General features: G+C 66.8%; 21 protein-coding genes and 1 pseudogene. 17 read left to right on the forward strand and 5 right to left on the reverse strand.

The genetic code is table 11. The features are described 5' to 3' along the window. Positions 1-105 precede the first annotated feature (105 nt). From AC1DE3_RS07025 to AC1DE3_RS07035, 3 genes are read right to left on the reverse strand one after another with little or no spacing between them, the layout of a single operon-like run. Positions 106-3,231: a type I restriction endonuclease subunit R gene (locus tag AC1DE3_RS07025; protein ID WP_476852288.1), complete on the reverse strand. Its 3,126-nt coding sequence runs from the start codon at positions 3,229-3,231 to the stop codon at positions 106-108. A gap of 50 nt (positions 3,232-3,281) precedes the next feature. Further along, positions 3,282-4,520 carry a restriction endonuclease subunit S gene (locus tag AC1DE3_RS07030; RefSeq protein ID WP_476852289.1) on the reverse strand — a complete coding sequence of 413 codons (1,239 nt, stop codon included), beginning with the start codon at positions 4,518-4,520 and terminating at the stop codon, positions 3,282-3,284. Then, the gene (locus AC1DE3_RS07035; protein ID WP_476852290.1) at positions 4,517-6,076 is read right to left on the reverse strand and encodes a type I restriction-modification system subunit M; all 1,560 of its coding nucleotides are present in this window, start codon (positions 6,074-6,076) and stop codon (positions 4,517-4,519) included. Before AC1DE3_RS07035 ends, AC1DE3_RS07030 begins: the two co-directional genes overlap by 4 nt. A 174-nt stretch (positions 6,077-6,250) precedes the next feature. On the opposite strand from AC1DE3_RS07035, the pseudogene AC1DE3_RS07040 reads away from it, so the two are divergent. From AC1DE3_RS07040 to AC1DE3_RS07055, 4 genes and pseudogenes are all read left to right on the forward strand, one after another. Further along, a pseudogene (locus AC1DE3_RS07040) lies at positions 6,251-6,643 on the forward strand (phage portal protein); the annotation flags it as partial. Next, positions 6,640-6,840 (forward strand): hypothetical protein, encoded by a 201-nt coding sequence (locus AC1DE3_RS07045; RefSeq protein WP_441511147.1) that lies wholly within the window; start codon positions 6,640-6,642, stop codon positions 6,838-6,840. The pseudogene AC1DE3_RS07040 and the gene AC1DE3_RS07045, both read left to right, overlap by 4 nt. 172 nt (positions 6,841-7,012) lie before the next feature. Continuing rightward, positions 7,013-7,519 carry an HK97 family phage prohead protease gene (locus AC1DE3_RS07050; protein ID WP_441511148.1) on the forward strand — a complete coding sequence of 169 codons (507 nt, stop codon included), beginning with the start codon at positions 7,013-7,015 and terminating at the stop codon, positions 7,517-7,519. A gap of 20 nt (positions 7,520-7,539) precedes the next feature. Beyond that, entirely contained in the window at positions 7,540-8,787 is a 1,248-nt protein-coding gene (locus AC1DE3_RS07055) for a phage major capsid protein (protein ID WP_476779831.1), read from the forward strand. A gap of 6 nt (positions 8,788-8,793) precedes the next feature. Here the strand turns inward: AC1DE3_RS07055 and AC1DE3_RS07060 are convergent, their stop codons facing one another. Both AC1DE3_RS07060 and AC1DE3_RS07065 read right to left on the reverse strand, forming a co-directional pair. Continuing rightward, positions 8,794-9,639 carry a S1 family peptidase gene (locus tag AC1DE3_RS07060; RefSeq protein ID WP_441512237.1) on the reverse strand — a complete coding sequence of 282 codons (846 nt, stop codon included), beginning with the start codon at positions 9,637-9,639 and terminating at the stop codon, positions 8,794-8,796. A gap of 59 nt (positions 9,640-9,698) precedes the next feature. Beyond that, on the reverse strand, positions 9,699-10,475 hold the full coding sequence (locus tag AC1DE3_RS07065; RefSeq protein WP_441512238.1) for a S1 family peptidase: 777 nt from the start codon (positions 10,473-10,475) through the stop codon (positions 9,699-9,701). Positions 10,476-10,559: 84 nt separating this feature from the next. Between AC1DE3_RS07065 and AC1DE3_RS07070 the strand changes: the two genes are divergently transcribed. The 13 genes from AC1DE3_RS07070 (at position 10,560) to AC1DE3_RS07130 (ending at position 20,482) form a co-directional block, all read left to right on the forward strand. Then, entirely contained in the window at positions 10,560-11,129 is a 570-nt protein-coding gene (locus tag AC1DE3_RS07070) for a head-tail connector protein (RefSeq protein ID WP_441512239.1), read from the forward strand. Positions 11,130-11,131: 2 nt separating this feature from the next. Next, on the forward strand, positions 11,132-11,470 hold the full coding sequence (locus AC1DE3_RS07075) for a phage head closure protein (protein WP_441512240.1): 339 nt from the start codon (positions 11,132-11,134) through the stop codon (positions 11,468-11,470). After that, complete coding sequence (locus AC1DE3_RS07080; protein ID WP_441512241.1) at positions 11,467-11,877, forward strand: DUF3168 domain-containing protein; 411 nt, start codon at positions 11,467-11,469, stop codon at positions 11,875-11,877. Before AC1DE3_RS07075 ends, AC1DE3_RS07080 begins: the two co-directional genes overlap by 4 nt. A 35-nt stretch (positions 11,878-11,912) precedes the next feature. After that, positions 11,913-12,323, forward strand: a complete 411-nt coding sequence (locus AC1DE3_RS07085) for a phage major tail protein, TP901-1 family (protein ID WP_441512242.1) — start codon at positions 11,913-11,915, stop codon at positions 12,321-12,323. Positions 12,324-12,333: 10 nt separating this feature from the next. Next, positions 12,334-12,678: a gene transfer agent family protein gene (locus AC1DE3_RS07090; RefSeq protein WP_441512243.1), complete on the forward strand. Its 345-nt coding sequence runs from the start codon at positions 12,334-12,336 to the stop codon at positions 12,676-12,678. Continuing rightward, positions 12,675-12,872 (forward strand): phage tail assembly chaperone, encoded by a 198-nt coding sequence (locus tag AC1DE3_RS07095; protein WP_441512244.1) that lies wholly within the window; start codon positions 12,675-12,677, stop codon positions 12,870-12,872. Before AC1DE3_RS07090 ends, AC1DE3_RS07095 begins: the two co-directional genes overlap by 4 nt. Before the next feature lie 35 nt (positions 12,873-12,907). Beyond that, positions 12,908-13,501 carry a phage tail tape measure protein gene (locus AC1DE3_RS07100; RefSeq protein WP_441512245.1) on the forward strand — a complete coding sequence of 198 codons (594 nt, stop codon included), beginning with the start codon at positions 12,908-12,910 and terminating at the stop codon, positions 13,499-13,501. Between the two features lie 11 nt (positions 13,502-13,512). Then, entirely contained in the window at positions 13,513-14,151 is a 639-nt protein-coding gene (locus AC1DE3_RS07105) for a phage distal tail protein, Rcc01695 family (protein ID WP_441512246.1), read from the forward strand. A 9-nt stretch (positions 14,152-14,160) separates the two neighbouring features. Further along, positions 14,161-15,042: a DUF2163 domain-containing protein gene (locus AC1DE3_RS07110; RefSeq protein ID WP_441512247.1), complete on the forward strand. Its 882-nt coding sequence runs from the start codon at positions 14,161-14,163 to the stop codon at positions 15,040-15,042. After that, positions 15,039-15,470 carry a C40 family peptidase gene (locus AC1DE3_RS07115; RefSeq protein ID WP_441512248.1) on the forward strand — a complete coding sequence of 144 codons (432 nt, stop codon included), beginning with the start codon at positions 15,039-15,041 and terminating at the stop codon, positions 15,468-15,470. Before AC1DE3_RS07110 ends, AC1DE3_RS07115 begins: the two co-directional genes overlap by 4 nt. Continuing rightward, positions 15,470-19,387 carry a baseplate multidomain protein megatron gene (locus AC1DE3_RS07120; RefSeq protein ID WP_476852291.1) on the forward strand — a complete coding sequence of 1,306 codons (3,918 nt, stop codon included), beginning with the start codon at positions 15,470-15,472 and terminating at the stop codon, positions 19,385-19,387. Before AC1DE3_RS07115 ends, AC1DE3_RS07120 begins: the two co-directional genes overlap by 1 nt. A 63-nt stretch (positions 19,388-19,450) precedes the next feature. After that, positions 19,451-19,774, forward strand: a complete 324-nt coding sequence (locus AC1DE3_RS07125; RefSeq protein ID WP_441512250.1) for a PepSY domain-containing protein — start codon at positions 19,451-19,453, stop codon at positions 19,772-19,774. A 39-nt stretch (positions 19,775-19,813) separates the two neighbouring features. Continuing rightward, positions 19,814-20,482, forward strand: a complete 669-nt coding sequence (locus AC1DE3_RS07130) for a response regulator transcription factor (protein WP_265052504.1) — start codon at positions 19,814-19,816, stop codon at positions 20,480-20,482. Positions 20,483-20,488 lie beyond the last annotated feature (6 nt).

Genomic DNA, 20,488 nt, shown 5'->3' on the forward strand with positions numbered 1-20,488 from the left:
CGGAAGGGTGGTGGTGCGGGGGGAAATGGCGCCCGCCGCTATGTGGATGGCGTCTCAGATTTTTGCGGCAAAATGGCCGAGCCTTCGCGCGGCGGCGAGCTTCGCTCAACGCGCCGCGACTGCACCTGCGTCTGCTCGATACCGGCTGAACACGAACTGCCAGACGGCATCGACCTTCTCGTTCCAGACCTCCTCCGGATAGGGCTCTTCGGGGAGATCGTTCAGCGCGAACCGGATCGTCGACTGAACCGCGGCGCGGGGCTGAGGCCGCAACTGCCATTGGTTCACGTGCAGCAACTCCTGGAGCTTCTCCAGCAGCTCTTGGGCCACCCTCTTCACTTCGACCTCCTGGGCCTTAGTGAGCCTAGGTTCGGGCTTGCTCAGAAGGTCGAAGATCGCGAGTTCATCCTCGCTCAGTCCTTCGCGAGCCGCCCGGCGGTCCTCATCGCCCATCTCGGCGATGAGTTTCTTCAACGCGGCGAAGAAGGTTTCGGCGTCGAGTGTGCCGAGGTTGTACTCGTCGACTAGTTTCTCGAACTTCTCGACGAGGTGAACCCGGGTTGGGTTTTTCGCGGCCATGTCGTGGGCCTTCCTCTCGGCCGCCGTCTTGAGTTGTTCGGCCGCCGTCTTGGGCTGGCTAGCGAACAGTGCCGCGAGCTTCTCGAAGTCGATGCTGGACAGGTCGACACGCCCTCCGGCCTCGTCACCCTGGATGATGGGCGCGGTGATCGCCACGCCCTCGACCCTCTCGTCCAATAAAGCTTCGATCTTTGCCGAGATGGCGGCGATGTCCACAGGACCGAGCTTACCCCGCACGGCCTCTGCGAGCACGTGGACGGCCGCCACGGGCTTGAGGTAGGGGGCAGCTCTCTCGTCCGGCAGGAGAGCCTTGTAGGCACGCGTGGTGGCTCCCGCGAGGCGGAAGAACTCCCGTCGTCGCTCGTCCGGTGCGATCAGGGCCTCGACCCCCTTTCCGATCAGTGCCAGCCGCGCCAGTTTGTCCACCGTGAGTATGGCGTCGATGTTGACACCCACGCCCGTGCAGAAGGTTCGCGCTCGCGCCAGCGCCTCGTCCAACACGGCGACCAGCTCGCCCTTATTCCGGATCGGAGCGCCACCGCCCTGCTGCCCCGCGTAGATCGCAAGGGCCTTCTGCAAGTTCAAGAAGACGCCGACATAGTCGACGATGACGCCCGCGCTCTTGCCCGGCGCCCGCCTGTTCGCCCGGGCGATGGTCTGCATCAGCGTGTGGTTCTTCATCGGCTTGTCGAGATAGACCGTGCTGCAGGTCGGCACATCGAAGCCGGTGATCCACATCGCGCAAACGAAGACGATCCGGAGGGGATCGTCCGGATCCTTGAACTTGCTCTCTAGGTCCTCCTTCTGCATCCGCTCGCGATGGGGAAGTATGTCGAGACCCTTCGCCTTGAGGTCCGCAATCTCATTCTGCGACGAGCTGACCACCACCGCCATATCGACCGAGCGCATCCACTCCAAGCGCTCCGCAAGGGCGCCCCGGGCTTCTTCGGGAGCTGCCGCCAGTCGCGCTTCTTCAGCCATCAGTAGCGCCGTCCAGTTGGCCTTCACCTTGTCGTGCATGCGGACCGCAGTGGCCTTGTCGATGGCGACGAACATCGCCTTGCCGAGGTACCCACGGGCTGCGAAGTGGCGAACGAGATCGGCGGCAACCTGGTCCAACCGGTCCTCGCGGGTGATCAGGTGGTACTGCCGGGCGAACTCCCGCTGCAGCCGCTTCTCCTGATCTTCGTCGAGAGCGGCTTCGTCGAGCAGGTCATCAAGGTCGTCCCGAAGCTCTTCGGCGTCGAGCTGCAGCTCCGGTTTCCGCGCCTCGTAGTAGAGGGGCACGGTGGCGCCGTCCGCGATGGACTGCGCGAAGTTGTAGACCGAGACGTAGTCGCCGAAGACCTCGCGGGTGCGCTCCTCCTGGCCCGCGATCAGTGGCGTCCCGGTGAAGCCAATAAAGGCCGCGTTGGGCAGCGCTCGGCGCATGTTGGCGGCGAGTTGGTCGTACTGGCTTCTGTGGGCCTCGTCGGTGATGACGATAATGTCGCTCCGCGTCGACAGCACCGGCATCGCCTCGCCACGTTCGACTGAGAACTTGTGGATCAGCGTGAAAACGTATCGCTCTTGGCCAGCGAGAAGTTCACGGAGGTGAACCCGGCTCTGGGCCTGGCAGTCAGCGACCTTCTTAGAGAGTGCTCCGACGGTCGCGAATGTGCCAGCGATCTGCTCGTCCAACTCTTGCCGGTCGGTGATCACCACGAAGGTCCAGTTGCCACCGAGGCGGCGCAGTACCTTTTCGGCGAACATAACCATGGAGAGGCTCTTGCCGCTGCCCTGGGTGTGCCAGAAGACGCCGAGGCGGCCGCGGTTCTCCCCGATCTGCTCGACTGCCTCGATGGCGCGGTTTACGCCGAGCATCTGATGGTACTTCGCGACCACCTTCCGCAACCCACCACGGGCATCGTCGAAGAGCAGGAAGTTCTCGATAAGATCGAGGAAGCGCGGCGGCTCGCAGGTCGCCCGCAACAGGGTCTCCATCGCCACGCTCGTGGGGTCGTCCTCCTCCAGCTTCTTCCACGGCGCGAAGCTCTCGAAAGGACCATGGCCTGCGCCCATGAGGGCTTCCAGGCCGTTGGAGAGGATCGTGAAGCCGTTGAAGTCGAACATTCGCGGAATGGTGTCGCGGTAGTCCCGCAGGTTGGCCTCGTAGGCTTCCTGAACAGACTGCATCGGGGCCTTCCACTCCGCGAGTAGGAGGGGAATTCCGTTAACGAAGCCGACCGTGTCCGGCCGGCGCTTGTAGAGGTCGCTCTCTATCCAGAATTGGGACGCGAGGAAGAAGTCGTTGCTGGCCGGGTTCGTCCAGTCGATCAGGGCGATGCGCTCCGGTTTCAGCGAGCCATCCGGCTGCCGCACCTCGACGGGAACGCCATCGCGCAGGAGCCTGTAGACCTCTCGGTTGGCCGCTACAGGCAACATGGCGGAGCGGTCTTCCGTCAGCTTCGCCTCGGCCTGCTGCAACGCCTCCTCCGGCAACGCAGGGTTCAGCCGGCGCAGCGCAACGCGGAGATGAGCGGGGAGGATCACCTCGCGGAAGGACAGACGCCCTGTGGGGTTCTTCGCCCCCGGCTCCTCCTGCATAAGGTCACGATGCTGCCAACCAAGGGACTGCAGCAGCTCGATGGCCGGCACCTCCACCACGGCCATCTCACTGGCGATAGTGCCTGAGAGGGAGGGCGAGGCACCAGCAGGACGCATCAGGCCGCGGCCTTCAGCTCGTGTTCGGCAGCGGCGACCGACAACTCTCCAGAGACCAGGCGGGGGAGCAGGAGGTCGTGGGAGGCGACGAGGCGCCGGTTGGCTGCGTTGAGCACAGCTGCCATTTCGACCCAATCAAACATCACGCCATTGAACCTATGGAGCAGCTCCTCGGGCGGCAGCGGGACCGGATACTGAGCAAGGACACCGGAGTTGGCTCGGGGCATCTTAGTACCGTTCGACGTCTGCACCGAGTGCGCGACGAATTGGTCGCTGGAGGCGACGGCGAGGACAAGGCCTGCGTGGTCCGCGGATCTACTGCGGAAGACCATCGCGTCTGAGGAACAAACTCCAGCAATCGGAGCCCAAGCGACCTTGTGAAAGTACGGCCTGATCTTACCGAACAGGACATCGCCGCGCGTGAACCGCAGCTTTAAGCTCGTGACCTCGTCCGACCGCCCCCAATCATCGAGGGTCGTGGATCGGCGAGGAATGTGTTCCAGTCCGACGTATGGTGTCGCGCCGCCCACATCACTCGGATCGATAGCGTCCCGTACTTCGGCTGCGAGGCTGCCGAAAGGGACTAAACGCCAGCCGTCCGGCAGTTGGTCACCTCCAGGCACGCCTTCATGCCCCGGGAACCGGAAGTGAATGAACCACTCCTGGAACAGGCGCCGCGCCATCTCCTCCATTAGCGCGATCCGGCGCCGGTTCACCTCAATCAGGTCGTCATACGCGCCGAGGATAGCGACGATGCGACTTTGCACGTCGAGTGGCGGCACCAACACTTCCGACCGCCCAAGATTGGAGGCGGTAAGATATGGAACTGCGGTACCCGCGTTGCTCGCCCCGAAGTCGAACGTTCGGAGAAGTTGAAACAAGAAGTTGGGCTCGACCACCTCAGGCTTGGGCACCGCGCCCATCAAGTTGTTGTCAATGAAGGTTCGGCGCGTGAGCAATCGAACTCGGTTGTGCTTCAGCGCCTCTCCGATCTTCGCGAACACCGACGTTCCCGAGACGAACGGTTTTCCCTGGATTGAAGATGTATCCGTCTCCTCAACCCAGTGGTCGGCGTCGTTGATGCGGATCAGGTTCTGGCTAGAGTTGAAGTCCCGAACCTTGATGAAGGGGTACTTGCCGGAAGTCCGCCCCTGCAAGGCTGGCTTGAATGCCGAGCCACCCCGGAGACTGCATACGTCCGCGAGCACCATCTTTCGCCATCCGGTGGGGATCGTCATGCGTCGAACAGCTCCGCCACGTTCTGCGCGATCCGTGCCTGAAGTCCAGCGGCGTCGGCATTCAACGCCTCCAGTTCCTCCTGCAGGGCCTCCAGCTTCAACTTGAACTCCCCATCCTCGACCGGCTGCCCTGGCACGACGCCCACATAGCGTCCAGGGTTCAAGCTCCAGCCCTCGTCCTCAATCTTTTCCCGCCCGACCACCTTGCAGAGGCCCGGAATGTCCCGATAGCGGCCATCTGGGAAGACCTCTGTCATGCGTGGCTTGCTGCCAGCGTGGGTCTCCATCTCCTCTCCGCGCCACAGCCTGACGATGTTGCCGATGAACTCGATGTGGTCCGGATCAAAGACTCGGTGGGCCCGTGTCACTTGTCGAAAAAAGTGCCGTGCATCGATGAACAGGACCTGGTCGCCTCGTGGGCCCGTTGCTTTGCCCTTGTCGAGGAACCAGAGCATCACCGGTAGGGTGACCGTGAAGAACATGTTTGGGCCCACCGCGACGATGCAGTCCACCGCACCGGTCTTAATGAGTTTCCTCCGAAGCTCGCGCTCGCTACCACCCACGTCCGAGGCACTGTTGGCCATCACAAAACCACCGCGACCCGTCGCGTTCAGCGCAGCGTAGAACAGGTTGATCCAGAGGTAGTTCGCGTTGTTGACGGTAGGCAGCCCCAACGGGAACCGCGCATCAACCGTCCCGGCTTCGTTGACCAGCTTTGCCCGGTCAACCTCCGACTGGTTGAAGGGCGGGTTCGCCATCACGAAGTCGAACCGCCCGATGAGTTTATGCGGGTCGTCGTAGTAGCTGCTGGCTTCGCGCAGATCACCTGAGAGCCCGTGGATCGCCAGGTTGAGGCGGCAGAGGCGGAGTGTGTCAGCCATCTTCTCGACGCCGAAAACGCTGATCTCGCTCTCGGGGGCCTTGTGGTGGCGGCGGACGAACTCCGCGGAATGCACGAACATGCCACCCGAGCCGCAAGCCGGATCGAGGATCGCGCCGTGATAGGGCTCGATTACCTCGACGATGAGCTTCACGATGGAGGCTGGGGTGAAGTACTCGCCACCCTTCTGCATGAAGGAGGAGGCGAACTGGCCCATGAAGTACTCGAAGATGAGCCCATAGGCGTCCCCTTCGATCTTCAGCGGTGCCAGGAGGCGCAGCAGCTCCTGCAGTACGGAGTTCGGCAGACCCTGATAGCCCTGGGGTAGCGCACCTGCGAGGTCCGGGTTCGCCTCGGCGATCCCCTTCATGGCGGCGTTCAGCTCGGCGCCAAGGTCCGCGGTCCCGGGCAGCGCCAGCAGCCGCGAGAAGCGGGCCACCTCCGGGAGGTAGACCGCACCACGGGCTTGATAGTCGGCCGGCGTGGGCTTCAGGCGACCCTTGAAGTGAGGCTGTAGGTCGTTGTGGACCGCTTCGAATTTGGCCTCCATCTGGCGAAGAGCGATGAGCGCCAGCACCGGCTGCGCGTACTGATCCGGGCGCAGGTTGCTGTTGGTCCAAAGTTGATCGGCCGCAGCGAAAAGGCGTCGCGAGATGTCTTGAAGGTCTGTGGTCACTTGGCCCCCGGGAGTCGGTCGTTGATGGCGACCCTACTGCAACCGCTGCTTGTCGCAAGCATGTTGGGGAGAATGGCCTTGTAGCCTACGCCGCCTGCACCCGAGCGGATGGCGCCCGACCTCACTCGTCAGCAGCACTGGCGACGAATTTCGGTGTCTCTCGTTGATAATAGGAAGCCGCTCTCGTTAACCCCGGCGGAACTCGATTTCGTCTCGGCGAAGGGCGCGGCGGCGCGCGAGATCGCGCTCGCTTTCGGCGTGCCGCCGCTGCTGCTCGGCCTGCCCGGCGACAACACGCACGCCAATTTCGCCGAGGCCAACCGCGCACTCTGGCGCCAGACCGTGATCCCACTGGTGAGACGCACGGCGCAGTCGCTGGCGCAATGGCTTGGCCCCGCCTTCGGCGATGACCTTTTGCTGGAACCTGATCTCGATGCGGTCGAGGCGCTCGCAGACGAGCGCGAATCGCTCTGGCGGCGCGTCGGCGCGGCGAATTTCCTCGACGACGACGAGAAACGCGAAGCGGTCGGCTACGGCCGGCGCGCCTCCGGGAAGGAGCAATCATGAACATGCTCGACCAAATCGTTACGGCCTTCATCGGCCGGGCCGATGTCGGCCATCTCGGCCTGCTGCTCTGGGCCGCGAGCGCCTCCGGCCTCGCCTGGCTCGTCCTACGCGAACTGACCGCGGCGAACCGCCGCTTCGACGACTTCGTCCGCGAACTCAACCGCTTCAACGCGCGCCACGAGGGGGATCCATCATGAAGGGCAGCAGCGATGCCAAACCGCCATCGACCAGGCCGGGAACCGGCCGGCCACAGCCGGCCAAGGCGCGCCCCCAAGGCGTGACGACGGAGACCTTCAGCAGCTTCGTCCGCACGCTGGCGAAGCTGGAGGGAGGGAGTCCGCAAGCCGGCAAAGGCGCGGAGGGAGGCCGATGAACGGCCCGCATCGGCTTCCACTCGAATCCAAGTTGCTGCCGCTGCAGCCGGCGCGCGTCATGCCGGACGGGGTCTTCGAGGGCTATGCCAGCCTGTTCCGCATCCCCGATCTCGGGAAGGACGTGGTCGAGCCCGGCGCCTTCCGCGATAGTCTCGCCCGGCGCGGGCCCTCCGGCGTCAAGCTGCTCTGGCAGCACGACCCGGCCGAGCCGCTCAGCCGCTGGCTGAGCCTGAGCGAGGACAGCCGCGGCCTCTTCGTGCGCGGCCGGCTTTCGCTTGCCGTCGCCCGCGCTCGCGAAATCCATGCCCTGATGCGGGAAGGTGCGATCGACGGGCTGTCGATCGGCTTCCGCCCCGATCGCGCCCGCAACGAGCCCCGCTCCGGGCTGCGCCGGCTCGAGCGCGTCGATCTCTGGGAGGTCTCTATCGTGACCTTCCCGATGCTGCCCCAGGCCCGGATCAGCGCCGTCAAGACGGCCTTCCGCAACCTCGCTTTCCTTTGACCTTCACCCGAGGAGAATCCATGACCCATCTCGACCATGCTCCGGAGACCAAGGCGGCCGGCGCCGACCTCGCGCTCGCCTTCGAGGATCTGCGCTACACGCTGGATAGCTATCGCGCCGCCAATGACGAGCGCCTCGCCGGGATCGAAGCTCGCAACAGTGCCGATCCGCTGACCGAGGAGAAGCTCATCCGCATGGATGCCGCGCTCGACGACACCATGCGCCGCATCGACCGGCTGACTCTCGACCGGGCCCGCCCGCCGCTCGGCCAGGACGGCCCGGCCCGCGACCCGCTCGTCGCCGAGCACAAGGCGGCCTTCGCGGCCTATGTCCGCACCGGCGAGGCCGGCGGCCTGAAGCGGCTGGAGGCCAAGGCGCTTTCCACCGGCTCCGGCCCGGATGGCGGCTACCTGGCGCCTTCGACCGTCGAGGGCGAGATCCTGCGCCGCCTGGCCAGCGTCTCGCCGATCCGGTCGCTGGCGACAGTGCGGACGATCTCGTCGGGCACCTACAAGAAGGCCTTCTCGACGACCGGCCCGGCCGCGGGCTGGGTCGCGGAGACCGCGGCGCGCCCGCAGACGGGTTCGCCCACCCTGGCCGAGCTCTCCTTCCCGGCGATGGAACTCTATGCCATGCCGGCCGCGACGCAGACGCTGCTCGACGATGCCATCGTCAACATCGACCAGTGGATCGCCGAAGAGGCCGAGAGCGCTTTCGCCGAGCAGGAGGGCGCCGCCTTCGTTAATGGCGACGGCACCGACAAGCCGAAGGGCTTCCTCGCCTACCCGACCGTAGCCGATGCGAGCTGGGCCTGGGGCAATATCGGCGTGCTCCACACCGGTGTGGCCGGCGCCTTCGCCGCCTCGAACCCGTCCGACGTGCTGGTCGACCTCGTCTACGCGCTGAAGGCCGGCTATCGCCAGAACGCTTCCTTCGTGATGAACCGCAAGACGCAGGCCGCTGTCCGCAAGTTCAAGGACACCACCGGGAATTATCTCTGGCAGCCGCCAGCTTCCGCCGGTGCGCCAGCGACCTTGCTCGGCTTCCCGCTGGTCGAGGCGGAAGACATGCCGAACGTCGCCAACAACGCGGTCTCGATCGCCTTCGGCGATTTCCGGCGCGGCTACCTCGTCGTCGACCGGGCGGGCGTGCGCATCCTGCGCGACCCGTATTCCGCCAAGCCGTATGTGCTGTTCTACACGACCAAGCGCGTGGGCGGCGGCGTGCAGGATTTCGCGGCGATCAAGGGGTTGAAATTCGCGGTCTGAAGTTGCTCAGCGCGAAAACCACCAGCTGAAGGCAGCGCGCGGCTGGGCCGCCTCGTCCGGTGGCGCCTCGCTGCCGAACGAAAGCAGCCGTGCGCTGCCCTCGGAGATCCAGCCGCGGTAGTCGCTGATCGGCGTAATGGCGGTGAAGCCGCCGCAAATGCGCCGGGCACGCGTGTTGAGCGGTCCGCTCGACCAGCTCACGATGCCGACGAGATCCCGCGAGCGCGTCGAGCCGCGCAGCACCGGACCGCCGGAATCGCCGCGGCACGCGCCTGCGCCCGGCGTTTCGCCGCGCGCCTCGATGTCGACCGCGACCTTGACCGTGTTCTGGGTCGTATAGTTGCCGGCGTTGAGCAGCTGCGTTTCACGCAGGCGACGGGCGGTGCGCTTGTTGTTCTCGGCGGAGAGGCCGTAGCCCGCCATGGTGACGGTTTCGCCTTGCCAGAGGCCGCCGCCCAGCGTGAGCGGCTCGATATCCGGCGGCAGCGGCTGTGCCAGCCGCAGCAGGGCGAGGTCGGTGCCCGGTTGCGTGCGCGGCGTAGTGCCGGGCACGAAACTCGGATGCGGCAGGACCGCGACGACGATCTGCCGCCGCGCGCGGAAACGGGGGTCGAGGCTGACCACGCTGATCGAGCCGCCGCCCATCAGGCAATGCGCGGCCGTCAGCACGATCTCAGGCGCGATCACAGCGCCCGAGCAGAGCTCGCCCCGGCTGGTCTCGACCCGCACGGTCCAGGCACGCGCTCCATGGGCATCGCGTGAGTCGGTGCCTCCGACGACGGCCAGAGCGGGCTGCGCCGTTGCGGCAGCCAGAAGGGAAAACGCGAGAGCGGTAAGCGAGCGCAGGATCATGATGTGAACCAGTGGACGGCCGATCAATCTAGGAGGTGGCGCGGCGCAGTCCAGCGTTTTCACCGGCCTTTTGACCAGCGTGCCGTATCGCCCCATCGGGAAAGTGTCGTGTCGATCCACTGGCGTTGCGGCGCGACCAGAATGCCCTGGGTGAGGAGGCCGCAATTGCGGCCTTTCGGACCGGTGGACCAACTCGTCACGGCGCTGATGCCGCCATCGGCGAAGATCGGTCCGCCGGAATCACCCTGGCAGGCGCTGGCGCCGGGCTGCTTGCCCGCACCGGCCGGATCGGCCGCCCACAGCAGGATGCGGCTCGGTCCATAGGGCTCGATCGCCGCCAGGGTGGCGGATCGGTATGTGCCCGTGCTGCGGGCTTCGCCCTCGCGGGCGACCCCATAACCGGCGAGCGTGACAGGGCTTCCTGCTGGAGGCAGCGGCCCGTCGGCCAGCTCCGCAGGGGCGAAACGCGCCGGCAGAGGCTCGGCGAGCCGGATCAGAGCGAGGTCGATCGAGCGCCGCCGGCTGCGGATCGCACCGGCATCGAACTCGGGATGCAAGCTGACCGCCGCAGGCGCGATCAGGACGGGCTCGCCAGCTTCGCGCCAATGGATGCGCAGCTCCGTTCCGCCGGCGGCGCAGTGAGCCGCTGTCAGGATGGCGCGCGGCGAGAGCACGATACCGCTGCATACCCCGCCGCGGGCATTGAGCACCATCAAGGTCGAGCCGACGGCGGGTCCGCCTTCACGCCCGCCGACCACGGCCTGCGCGGGCAGGGGGCCGAGCCCGCAGACCGCGCCGCCGAGCGAGGCGGCGACGATCCAATTCGCGATGCGCATCGAGTGCTCCTTTCCGATGGAACGCTGATAGCGCGCCTCGCTCCGCAAATGAACCTTTCAGACGATTCCACGAAGGGGATGAACATGACGCCGCTCGCCCTGGCTCCGCCGACGGCAGAACCGGTCACGCTCAACGAGACCCGGCTATTCCTGCGCCTGGACCATAACAATGAGGATGATCTGCTCGCTACACTGATCACGGCCGCTCGGCTGATGATCGAAGCGGCAGCGGGCCGCTGCCTGATCGAGCAGCCCTGGCGCATCGTTCTCGATCGTTGGCCCGGCAATGGCGAGATCAGGCTGCCGCTGTCGCCGATCGCAAGGATCGAGGCGGCGCGGGTCTACGATATGCTCGGGGCTCCGCAACCGGTCGCCGAGGCGGCGCTCACGCTGGACAGGAGTGCCGACCCTCCACTGATCCGCGTAACCGGAGAGCTGCCGGAGATCGGCCGCCATCACGGCGCGATCGAGATCGACATCGTTGCCGGGTACGGGGCGACAGCCGCCGCCGTGCCCGCCCCCCTGCGCCAGGCCGTGCTCAGATTGGCCGCCCGCTGGTTCGAGGAGCGCGGCGATGTCGCCAGCCGCGACGCACGGGCGCTGCCGAGTGCGATCGCAGCGTTGGTGTCTCCGTTCCGCCGTGGAAGGCTTTGACCATGGCGAGGGCTGCTGGAGCTGCGATCGGCAGACTGAGGCGCCGGCTTACTCTGGAAGCGCCGGTTTCCACGCCGGATGAGCTGGGAGGGGTAACCCAGGTCTTCGAGGTGGTGGCCGCCTTCTGGGCGCAGGTCGAATGGCTTGCGGGCGCCGAGCAATGGCGTCAGGGGCGCCCGGAGCAGGTTGGCACTCATCGCGTGACGCTGCGTTGGCGCGGCGATCTCGACGGCGGCAAGCGGCTGCGCGACGGCGACCGGATCTTCGACATCCGAACGGTTGCCGATCCCGACGGTTCGCGTCGGCGCCTCGTCTGTCTTGCGGAGGAGGTGAAGCCATGAGCGGCGCGATCCTTGCCCTGCGCGCTGCAATTCAGGCTCGCTTGACGGCCGATGCCGCGCTGACGGCGCTGATCGGCCCCGGCCGCATCCATGGCGAGGCGCCGCGCGCGGCTCGCGGCCTCTACGTCGTCCATGGCGATGTCGAGGCCCGCGACTGGTCGACCGGCAGCGAACGCGGCTGCGAGCAGGAACTCGCGCTCGTCGTCTGGGCGTCGCAAAGCGGCTCCTCGCAGCAGGCCTTGCAGGCGGCTGGGCTGATCGTCGGCGCGCTCGACGAAGCCGAACTCGCTCTGGAAGGGCACGCCCTCGTCAATCTGCGCTGGCTGTCGAGCCGGCTCGCCCGCGAGCCGCGCAGCGGGCTCGGCCATGTGACGATCCGCTTTCGGGCGGTCACCGAAACACTCTGACACCGGCAACCCCCAATATTGGAAGGAGAAGCCGCATGGCGGCACAGAAAGGCAAGGATCTGCTGCTCAAGGCGGCGGATGGCGTCGGCGCATTCGTCACCGTCGCAGGCTTGCGGGCGCGGCAGATCGCGTTCAACGCCGAGACCGTGGACGTGACCCATTCGGAATCCGCGGGGCGCTGGCGCGAATTACTGGCCGGGGCGGGCGTGCGCCGGGCCAGCATCAGCGGCTCCGGCATCTTCAAGGATGAGGCTTCCGACGCTCTCGTCCGCCAGGTTTTTTTCGACGGTTTGATCCAAGGTTGGCAGGTCGTGGTGCCGGATTTCGGCATAATCGAAGGTCTCTTCCAGCTGACGAGCCTCGAGTACCGGGGCGACCATGCCGGGGAGGTCACGTTCGACCTCTCGCTGGAATCCGCCGGCCCGCTCGCTTTCACGGCGCTTTGAGGAGACGGTGATGGTCAATCGTCACAGAGGAGAGACCGCGCTCATGGTCGCGGGCGATGCGTTGCCCATGCGGCTGACGCTGGGAGCGCTGGCCGAGCTGGAGCATGCCTTCGCCGTCGACAGCCTGCCCGCTCTCGGGGAGCGCTTCGTGCATGGCCGGCTCTCCGCCCGCGACATCATCCGCATTCTCGCGGCGGGCTTGCGGGGGGCGGGCAGGGCGATTCGGGACGAGGATGTGGCGAACCTGTCCTTCGACGGTGGGCTGAGCGGGGCGATCAAAGCCGCGATTGCGCTGCTGGAAGCCACTTTCGGCGAGGGCGATACGGGCCGCCCTTCGCCGCCGCCGGGGGCGTGAAGCCGTCGGCGGCCTTTCCCTGGAGCGATGTCATGGCCTTCGGGCTAGGGCGGCTGGCCTGGCCGCCCGAGCAGTTCTGGGCGGCGACGCCGCGCGAGATCGCGGCAGCCCTGAGGGCACATCAGAGCGAAGCCGGCGGCGCCACGGATCGCGCCGCTCTGGCAGCTCTCATGGCCGCCCATCCAGACAGTTGAGTTGAATTCCTGAATCAATATCTGAAGAGGATGACATGACCGGTGACGATGAGGTCGAGACCGATCGTCTGTCTGATCTGCGGACGATGGATAAATTGACTCAATCTTTGAGCAAAACCTCGGAAAGCTTTGGTAAATCGATCGTAAATGCGTTCTCTCGCGGCGTCGTGGAGGGCAAGCGCTTCGAGGACGTGCTGCGTAGCGTCGGCCGCTCGCTGACCGACAGCCTGCTCAAGACGGCTCTCAAGCCGCTCCAGACAGGCCTCTCCAGTCTGCTCGGCATGGGTGTGAAAAGTCTTACTGACCTGTTCACCGGCGGCTTTGGGTCGGTCGCTGCGAGCATTCCGGTCAAGGCCTTCGCCGAAGGCGGCATCGTTGCTTCCCCATCCTATTTCCCGACCGGGCGCGGACTCGGCTTGATGGGCGAGCGCGGCGCCGAGGCCATCATGCCGCTGTCGCGCGGCCCCGATGGGCGGCTTGGCGTGCGCGCGGCGGGCAGCGGCCCAGTGCGGCCACCCAGCGTTGTCGTGCAGGTGTCGACGCCCGACGCCGAGAGCTTCCGCCGGTCCGAAGCGCAGGTCTCCGCCGCGATCGCCCGCGCCGTTGCGCGCGGCAGCCGTGCGCTATGAGCGGAGTCCCCATGGCTGATTTTCACGAAGTCCGTTTTCCGACCGATGTGGCGCGTGGCGCGCGGGGTGGGCCGGAGCGTCAGACGCAGATCGTCACGCTCGCCTCCGGGCGCGAGGTTCGTAATAGCCGCTGGGCCCATTCCCGGCGCCGCTACGACGCCGGGCTCGGCGTACGCAGCTTCGATGCCCTGGCGGCCGTCGTCAGCTTCTTCGAGGAGCGCCGCGGCCGGCTTCATGGTTTCCGCTGGCGCGACCAGCTCGACTGGAAGAGCTCGCCTCCCTCGCGCGAGCCTGCCGCCACGGATCAGATCATCGGGATTGGCGATGGCGTCGCGGCGGCCTTCCAGCTCTGCAAGATCTATGGCGCCGGCCCGTCCGCCTATAGCCGCGCGATTGCGAAGCCATGCGAAGGCACCGTGCAGATTGCGCTCGATGGCGTCGAGCAGCCGGCGGAGAGCTTCGCCTGCGACACCGCGACCGGGCGCATCACCTTCGCGCCCGGCTCGATCCCGCCACCGGGCGCGACGGTGACCGCTGGCTTCGCCTTCGACGTTCCCGTGCGCTTCGACGTCGACGCGATCGATGTCGATCTCTCGGCTTTCGAGGCTGGCGAGATCCCGCGCATCCCCGTCGTCGAGATCCTGCCCTGAGGTTCCACCATGCGCGCTATCCCCGCCGGTCTCGCCGCCCATATCGAGAGCGGGGCGACCACCCTGTGCCGCTGCTGGAGCCTGACGCGGCGCGACGGGCTGGTGCTCGGCTTCACCGATCATGACCGGGCTCTAGACTTCGACGGTCTGACCTATGCGGCGTCGACCGGGCTTGAGGCAGCCGAGACGACGGCCGAGCTGGGATTCGCCATCGGCGGCGGCGATGTCGCCGGTGCTTTCGCGGCATCGGGCCTGAACGAGGCCGACCTCGCGCGGGGGCTCTACGACGATGCGCGAGTCCGCGTCTGGCTGGTCAATTGGGCCGTGCCCGAGCAGAGGTTGCTGCTCGAGGAGGGCTTCGTCGGCGAGGTGCGGCGCGGCGAGTACGGCTTCACGGCCGAGATGCGCGGCATCGCCAAGGCCTTCGACGAGGAGCGTGGACGCCTCTACCTGCGCTCGTGCTCGGCGGATCTCGGCGATGCGCGCTGCGGCGTCGCATTGGTGCCGGTCGCCGCGGCCGTCAGTGGGAGCGATGGCCGCCTGACGCTGACCGCGGGAGCGCTCGCTTCCTATCCCGATGGCCACTTCACCGGCGGACGGCTTGTCTTCACCGGCGGCGCCAACGCCGGCTTCGCCACGGAGGTGAAGCGGCACGGCATCGAGGGCGATCACGCCGTCTTCCAGCTCTGGCAGATTCCGGCCGGAGCGATCCTTGCAGGCGACGCTTTTAGCGTCGCGCCGGGATGCGACAAGAGCTTCGCCACCTGCCGGACGAAATTCGGAAACGGCGTCAATTTCCGCGGCTTTCCGCATATGCCGACGACGGACTTCATCATCGGCGGCGTCCGTCCCGGCGACGGTGCGCTCGACGGGGGGAGCCTGTTCCGATGAGACGCGATGAAATCGTCGAAGCCGCGCGTCTATGGCTTGGCACGCCCTATCACCACCAGGCCTCGCTGTGCGGCGTCGGCTGCGACTGCCTCGGCCTCGTCAGGGGGATCTGGCGCGATCTGCTGGGCGAGGAGCCGGAAGCGCCGCCGCCCTACACGGCAAATTGGGCCGAAAGCCTGCGGCAGGAGACGCTGGCGAGCGCGGCGCTGCGCCATCTCATGCCGGTCGCGACCGGGGCTGAACGGCGTGGCGATGTGCTGCTCTTCCGCTGGCGCGAGCATCTGCCGGCAAAGCACTGCGCCATCCTGAGCGCGCCCGATCGCATCATCCACGCCCATGACGGGGCGGCCGTCGCCGAGGTCGCGTTCACGCCCTGGTGGCGGCGCCATCTCAGCCATGCCTTTTCCTTCCCCGGAGTGACCGACTGATGGCGACGCTTCTCCTCCAGGTCGCGGGCGCTGCGCTCGGCACAGCCTTGGGCGGCCCGGTCGGCGGCATGATCGGCCAGGCGCTCGGCGGTCTGGCCGGCGCGACCATCGACCAGGCCTGGCTCGGCGGCGCAGGCGGCAACAAGATGGTCGAAGGGCCGCGGCTGAAGGAGGTGAACGGGCTCGCCTCCACCGAGGGCGCATCGATTCCGCGGGTCTATGGCCGGGCACGCCTCGGCGGCCAGCTCATCTGGGCGACGCGCTTCGAGGAGGAGGTCAGCGTTTCGGTCACCCGCAGCAAGAGCGGCGCCAAGGGTGGCAGCTCGAAGAAGACTTTTGAGACAACCTACAGCTACCACGCCAACCTCGCGATCGGCCTCTGCGAGGGGCCGATCGCCTTCATCCGGCGCATCTGGGTCGACGGACGTGAGCTCGACGTCAACACGGTCGCGATGCGCGTCCATCACGGGCATGAAGCGCAGGAGCCGGATCCGTTGATCGCCGCGAAGGAGGCGGGCGACGCGCCGGCCTACCGCGGCTTGGCCTATGTCGTCTTCGAGCGCCTCCCGCTTGCCGACTATGGCAATCGCGTGCCCCAGTTCGATTTCGAGGTCGTGCGTGCCGTCGAGGGGCTGGGTGGCATGATCCGCGCCGTCTCGCTGATCCCCGGCGCCGGCGAATTCGTCTACGACACCAGGCCGGTCAGCCATGAGCCCGAGCCGGGCGTCAGCGAGAGCCTGACGCGCCACCAGCTCTATGGCGGCTCGGACGTCGATACGGCGCTCGGCCATCTCCTCGCGCTCTGCCCCGGTTTGCGCTCCGTTTCGCTCGTGGTGTCCTGGTTCGGCGACGATCTGCGCGCCGGTTCCTGCAGCGTCGCGCCGCGCGTCGAGATTCCGCACAAGCCGACGGTCGGTGCCGAATGGTCGGTCGCAGGGCTGGCGCGCGCTTCGGGCCGCCCCGTCAGCCAAATGGACGGCCGCCCGGCCTTCGGCGGCACGCCCTCCGACGAGAGCGTGATCGCACTGATTCGGCGCCTGCGCTTCGATTACGGTCTCGAAGTCGTCCTCTATCCCTTCCTGATGATGGATGTCCCGATCGGCAATGCCCTGCCGGACCCCTGGTCGGGTGGGGTCAGCCAGCCGCGCTATCCCTGGCGCGGCCGGATCAGCTGCGATCCCGCGCCCGGCCGCACAGGGAGCGCGGAGGGAACTGCGGCCGCCGCCGCGCAGGTCGCCGCCTTCGTCGGCACGGTCGGGCCGGCCGACATGTCGCTTGTGGGCGATGCCATCGGCTGCTCCAAGCCAGACGAGTGGTCGTACCGCCGCCAGATCATGCATTGCGCGATGCTGGCGCAGGCCGCAGGTGGCGTCGAAGGCTTCGTGATCGGATCCGAACTGGTCGGGCTGACGCATTTGCGCGCAACGTCGGGCTATCCGATGGTCGAGCACCTCATCGGGATCGCTCAGGACGTCGAAGCCATTCTGCCCGAGGCGACCCTGACCTACGCCGCCGACTGGACGGAGTATGGCGCCGATGTCCGAGACGGCGGCGAGGACATCGATTTTCCGCTCGATCCGCTGTGGGCCTCGCCGGCGATCGGTGCTGTTGGCATCGACTATTATCCTCCGCTGTCGGACTGGCGCGATTCCGGCGATCACGCCGATGCTGCCGTCGCGCGCGGGCCCGCCGATCTCGCCTATCTCCGCAATCGGCTGACTGCGGGTGAAGCCTTTGACTGGTATTATGCCGATGAAGAAGGCCGTACAGCCCAGGTGAGGGTGCCGATCACCGACGGCGCCTACGGAAAGCCTTGGCAGTTTCGGCCCAAGGATCTGCATGGCTGGTGGAACAATGCGCATGTCCGGCGCTCTGGGGGCGCCGAGACCACTGCCACGCCCTTCGTTCCGGGCGCGAAGCCGATCTGGCTCACCGAGATCGGCATCCCGGCCGTGGACAAGGGCGCCAACGCGCCCAATGTCTTTCCCGACACGCGCTCGGCCGAGGGCGGCTTCCCGCCCTTCTCCAGCGGCGCTCGTGACGATCTGGTGCAGACGCGCGGGCTGGAGGCGATCATCTCCGGCTTCGATCCCGCCCGCCTCGGCTTCGATCCCACGCGCAATCCGGTTCATCCCGTCAGCGGGATCCGCATGGTCGACCCCGCGCATATCGTCGTCTGGAACTGGGATGCCCGGCCATTCCCGGCTTTTCCTGATCTCGGCGGTATCTGGGCCGACGGCGCCAATTTCGAGACCGGGCATTGGTTGAACGGCCGGCTGGAGGGAATACCGGTCGATCGCCTCATCGCCGGGCTGCTCGCCGAATTCGGCCTGCCGCCTGCAGAGGGCATGACCGTGGACGGCTTCGTGGATGGCTACGTCCTCGACCGCCCGCTTTCCGCCCGCCAGGCGCTCGAGACGCTGGCTCAGACCTTCGGCTTCGACGCCGTGATGAGCGCGGGGCGCCTGCGCTTCGAGGGGCGGGGCGGCAAGGTCGCGCGGCTGCTCGACCACGACGATTTCGTTGCGGATCGTGACGGCGAGCCCTTCACCCTGCGCCGCAGCCAGGAAACGGAGCTGCCGCTGGAGCTGCGCCTCGACTTCAGCGACAGCGAAAACGACTATCGCAAAGCCGCAAGCCGCTCGCGTCGCCTTGCCGGCGCGGCGCGCCGGGAGGTCGCGGTCGAGACGGCGATCGTGACGCGCATCGCCGAGGCCCAACGCCTGGCCGACCAGCGCCTGCAGGAGGCGTGGGCGGCGCGCGAGACGCTGGAATGCGAGCTGTCGCCGCGCTGTCTTGATCTCGAGCCGGGGGACGTCGTCTCCGTTCCGGTCGATGCGGGGCGCCGCTTGTTCCGGGTGACGCGCATCGCCGATGGCCCGACCCGGCAGGTCAGTGCGCGCGCGGTCGAGCCGGCGATCTATTCCAGTGCCGGCGCGAAGGGCGGCCCTCGCTCCCCGCGGACGCCGCCGGCCTTGCCCGGCCGGCCTCTTGTGGTTCCGCTCGCCCTGCCGATCGTCGCGGCGCAGCCACCGGCGCTGCTCTCGGTCGCGGCTTTCGCATCGCCCTGGCCGGGAGCGCTGGCGATCTGGAGTGCCGACGAGGCCGGCTTGTTCGATCTCGGCGGCTTCGTCGAGGCTCCCTCGATCATTGGCGAAACGCTGACCGAGCTCCCGCCAGGGCCGCTCTGGCGAACCGATCAGCGCACCGTGCTCGAAGTCCGGTTACGCGGCGGCGTCCTGTCGTCCGTGTCGCCGCATGCAGCGCTCGCCGGCGCCAACGCGCTGGCTTTGATCGGCGAGGACGGCGAGGTCGAGATCGTGACAGCGGCGCAGGTCGATCTCATCGGTCCGCAGCGCTTCCGCCTCTCAAATTTCGTCCGTGGAATTGGTGGATCGGAAGCGGGTGCTTCCCGCCATCTGCCGCCCGGGGCTCGCGTGGTCGTTCTCGACGGAGCGGCGGTGACACTGACGACGCAGCTGTCCGAGATCGGCAAACAGCGCCGCTATCGCATCGGCCCCGCGCGCCACGATGTCGGCGATCCGACGATGACGGAGGTCACGGTCGAGGTGCGCGCCGATGCGCTGCTGCCGTTCTCTCCGGCCCGGGCGAAGGCTCGCCGTTCCGACGCCGGCATCCGTCTGAGCTGGGTACGGCGCACCCGCAGCGACGGTGATTCGTGGGATCTGGCCGAAGTTCCCACCGGCGAAGAAGTTGAGCGCTACGAAATCCGCGTCCTCGATGGTGAGACGCTAATACATGCCGAAATCGTGAACGCGCCCGAATGGATTTATCCACCCGAGCAGGAGCTTGCGCATTTCGGCTCCGCGCAGCAGGAGCTCGCTTTGTCTTTGGCCCAGCTGAGCACAACCGTGGGGCGAGGGCGCGAATGGCGTGGACGGATCGCCGTCGGATGATCTAGTCTAGGTTGTGGTCGGGGTGATGCATTCATGGCCCATTCACGCGGATGGGATTAGCCCATGTCGATGATGCCGGTCGAACCGATCCTCGCTTTCGCGCTCATGACTTCGTCGCCGATGCCGATCATCCGCGTCGACGATGCGACGCCGATGTCTTGCCTGTCCTCGGATGAAACGCGCGACGCCGTTGCCGAAGGCCGGGTCATGCAACCTGCCGAGGCCTCGCGCCATGCCCGCCATGCGGCTCCCGGCGAAGTCGTCCGCATCAGGCTCTGTCGGCAGGGCGATGATTTCGTCTATGTCGTTACGACGCTGAAACGCGACGGGCGCGTCGCACGCGTGACGCTGGAAGGACAATCCGGCAAGATCGCCACCATCCGCTGAGCGCTTGCCGGCATCTGCACAAACTGGAGCGAACCCACCGTGAGACTGCTCGTCGTCGAGGACGACAAGGACCTCAACCGCCAGATCGTGACCGCGCTGGAGAACGCCGGCTACGCCGTCGACAAGGCTTTCGACGGCGAGGAGGGGCTCTATCTCGGCGAGACCGAGCCCTATGACGCCGTCATCCTCGACCTCGGCCTGCCGAAGGTCGATGGTGTCGCGGTGCTGCAGGGCTGGCGCCGGGCTGGCAAGACCATGCCGGTGCTGATCCTGACGGCGCGCGACCGCTGGAGCGACAAGGTTGGAGGGTTCGACGCCGGCGCCGACGACTATGTCGTCAAGCCTTTCCATGTCGAGGAGCTGCTGGCGCGCGTGCGGGCCCTGCTACGGCGCGCGGCCGGCCATGCCACCTCGGAACTGGTCTGCGGACCCGTCCGGCTCGATACGCGGGCAAGCCGCGTGGTGGTCGACGGCAATCCGGTGAAGCTGACCTCGCATGAATACCGGCTTCTCTCCTACCTGATGCACCATCAGGGGCGCGTCGTTTCGCGCACCGAACTGGTCGAGCATCTCTACGATCAGGACTTCGATCGCGATTCCAACACGATCGAGGTTTTCGTCGGCCGCCTCCGCAAGAAGCTCGGGGTCGACATCATCGAGACCGTCCGGGGCCTCGGCTACATCGCCGCCGCTCCGGAAAAGGTCTGATTTAGG

This window comes from Allobosea sp. 10L417, assembly GCF_056395485.1.

What these genes read in the sequence shown, in the direction of transcription:
- AC1DE3_RS07025 (WP_476852288.1), bottom strand. Translation starts at nt 3,231, where the DNA reads ATGGCCGTGGTGGAGGTGCCGGCCATCGAGCTGCTGCAGTCCCTTGGT.
- AC1DE3_RS07030 (WP_476852289.1), bottom strand. Translation starts at nt 4,520, where the DNA reads ATGACGATCCCCACCGGATGGCGAAAGATGGTGCTCGCGGACGTATGC.
- AC1DE3_RS07045 (WP_441511147.1), top strand. Translation starts at nt 6,640, where the DNA reads ATGAACATGCTCGACCAAATCGTTACGGCCTTCATCGGCCGGGCCGAT.
- AC1DE3_RS07050 (WP_441511148.1), top strand. Translation starts at nt 7,013, where the DNA reads ATGAACGGCCCGCATCGGCTTCCACTCGAATCCAAGTTGCTGCCGCTG.
- AC1DE3_RS07055 (WP_476779831.1), top strand. Translation starts at nt 7,540, where the DNA reads ATGACCCATCTCGACCATGCTCCGGAGACCAAGGCGGCCGGCGCCGAC.
- AC1DE3_RS07060 (WP_441512237.1), bottom strand. Translation starts at nt 9,639, where the DNA reads ATGATCCTGCGCTCGCTTACCGCTCTCGCGTTTTCCCTTCTGGCTGCC.
- AC1DE3_RS07065 (WP_441512238.1), bottom strand. Translation starts at nt 10,475, where the DNA reads ATGCGCATCGCGAATTGGATCGTCGCCGCCTCGCTCGGCGGCGCGGTC.
- AC1DE3_RS07070 (WP_441512239.1), top strand. Translation starts at nt 10,560, where the DNA reads ATGACGCCGCTCGCCCTGGCTCCGCCGACGGCAGAACCGGTCACGCTC.
- AC1DE3_RS07075 (WP_441512240.1), top strand. Translation starts at nt 11,132, where the DNA reads ATGGCGAGGGCTGCTGGAGCTGCGATCGGCAGACTGAGGCGCCGGCTT.
- AC1DE3_RS07080 (WP_441512241.1), top strand. Translation starts at nt 11,467, where the DNA reads ATGAGCGGCGCGATCCTTGCCCTGCGCGCTGCAATTCAGGCTCGCTTG.
- AC1DE3_RS07085 (WP_441512242.1), top strand. Translation starts at nt 11,913, where the DNA reads ATGGCGGCACAGAAAGGCAAGGATCTGCTGCTCAAGGCGGCGGATGGC.
- AC1DE3_RS07090 (WP_441512243.1), top strand. Translation starts at nt 12,334, where the DNA reads ATGGTCAATCGTCACAGAGGAGAGACCGCGCTCATGGTCGCGGGCGAT.
- AC1DE3_RS07100 (WP_441512245.1), top strand. Translation starts at nt 12,908, where the DNA reads ATGACCGGTGACGATGAGGTCGAGACCGATCGTCTGTCTGATCTGCGG.
- AC1DE3_RS07105 (WP_441512246.1), top strand. Translation starts at nt 13,513, where the DNA reads ATGGCTGATTTTCACGAAGTCCGTTTTCCGACCGATGTGGCGCGTGGC.
- AC1DE3_RS07110 (WP_441512247.1), top strand. Translation starts at nt 14,161, where the DNA reads ATGCGCGCTATCCCCGCCGGTCTCGCCGCCCATATCGAGAGCGGGGCG.
- AC1DE3_RS07115 (WP_441512248.1), top strand. Translation starts at nt 15,039, where the DNA reads ATGAGACGCGATGAAATCGTCGAAGCCGCGCGTCTATGGCTTGGCACG.
- AC1DE3_RS07120 (WP_476852291.1), top strand. Translation starts at nt 15,470, where the DNA reads ATGGCGACGCTTCTCCTCCAGGTCGCGGGCGCTGCGCTCGGCACAGCC.
- AC1DE3_RS07125 (WP_441512250.1), top strand. Translation starts at nt 19,451, where the DNA reads ATGTCGATGATGCCGGTCGAACCGATCCTCGCTTTCGCGCTCATGACT.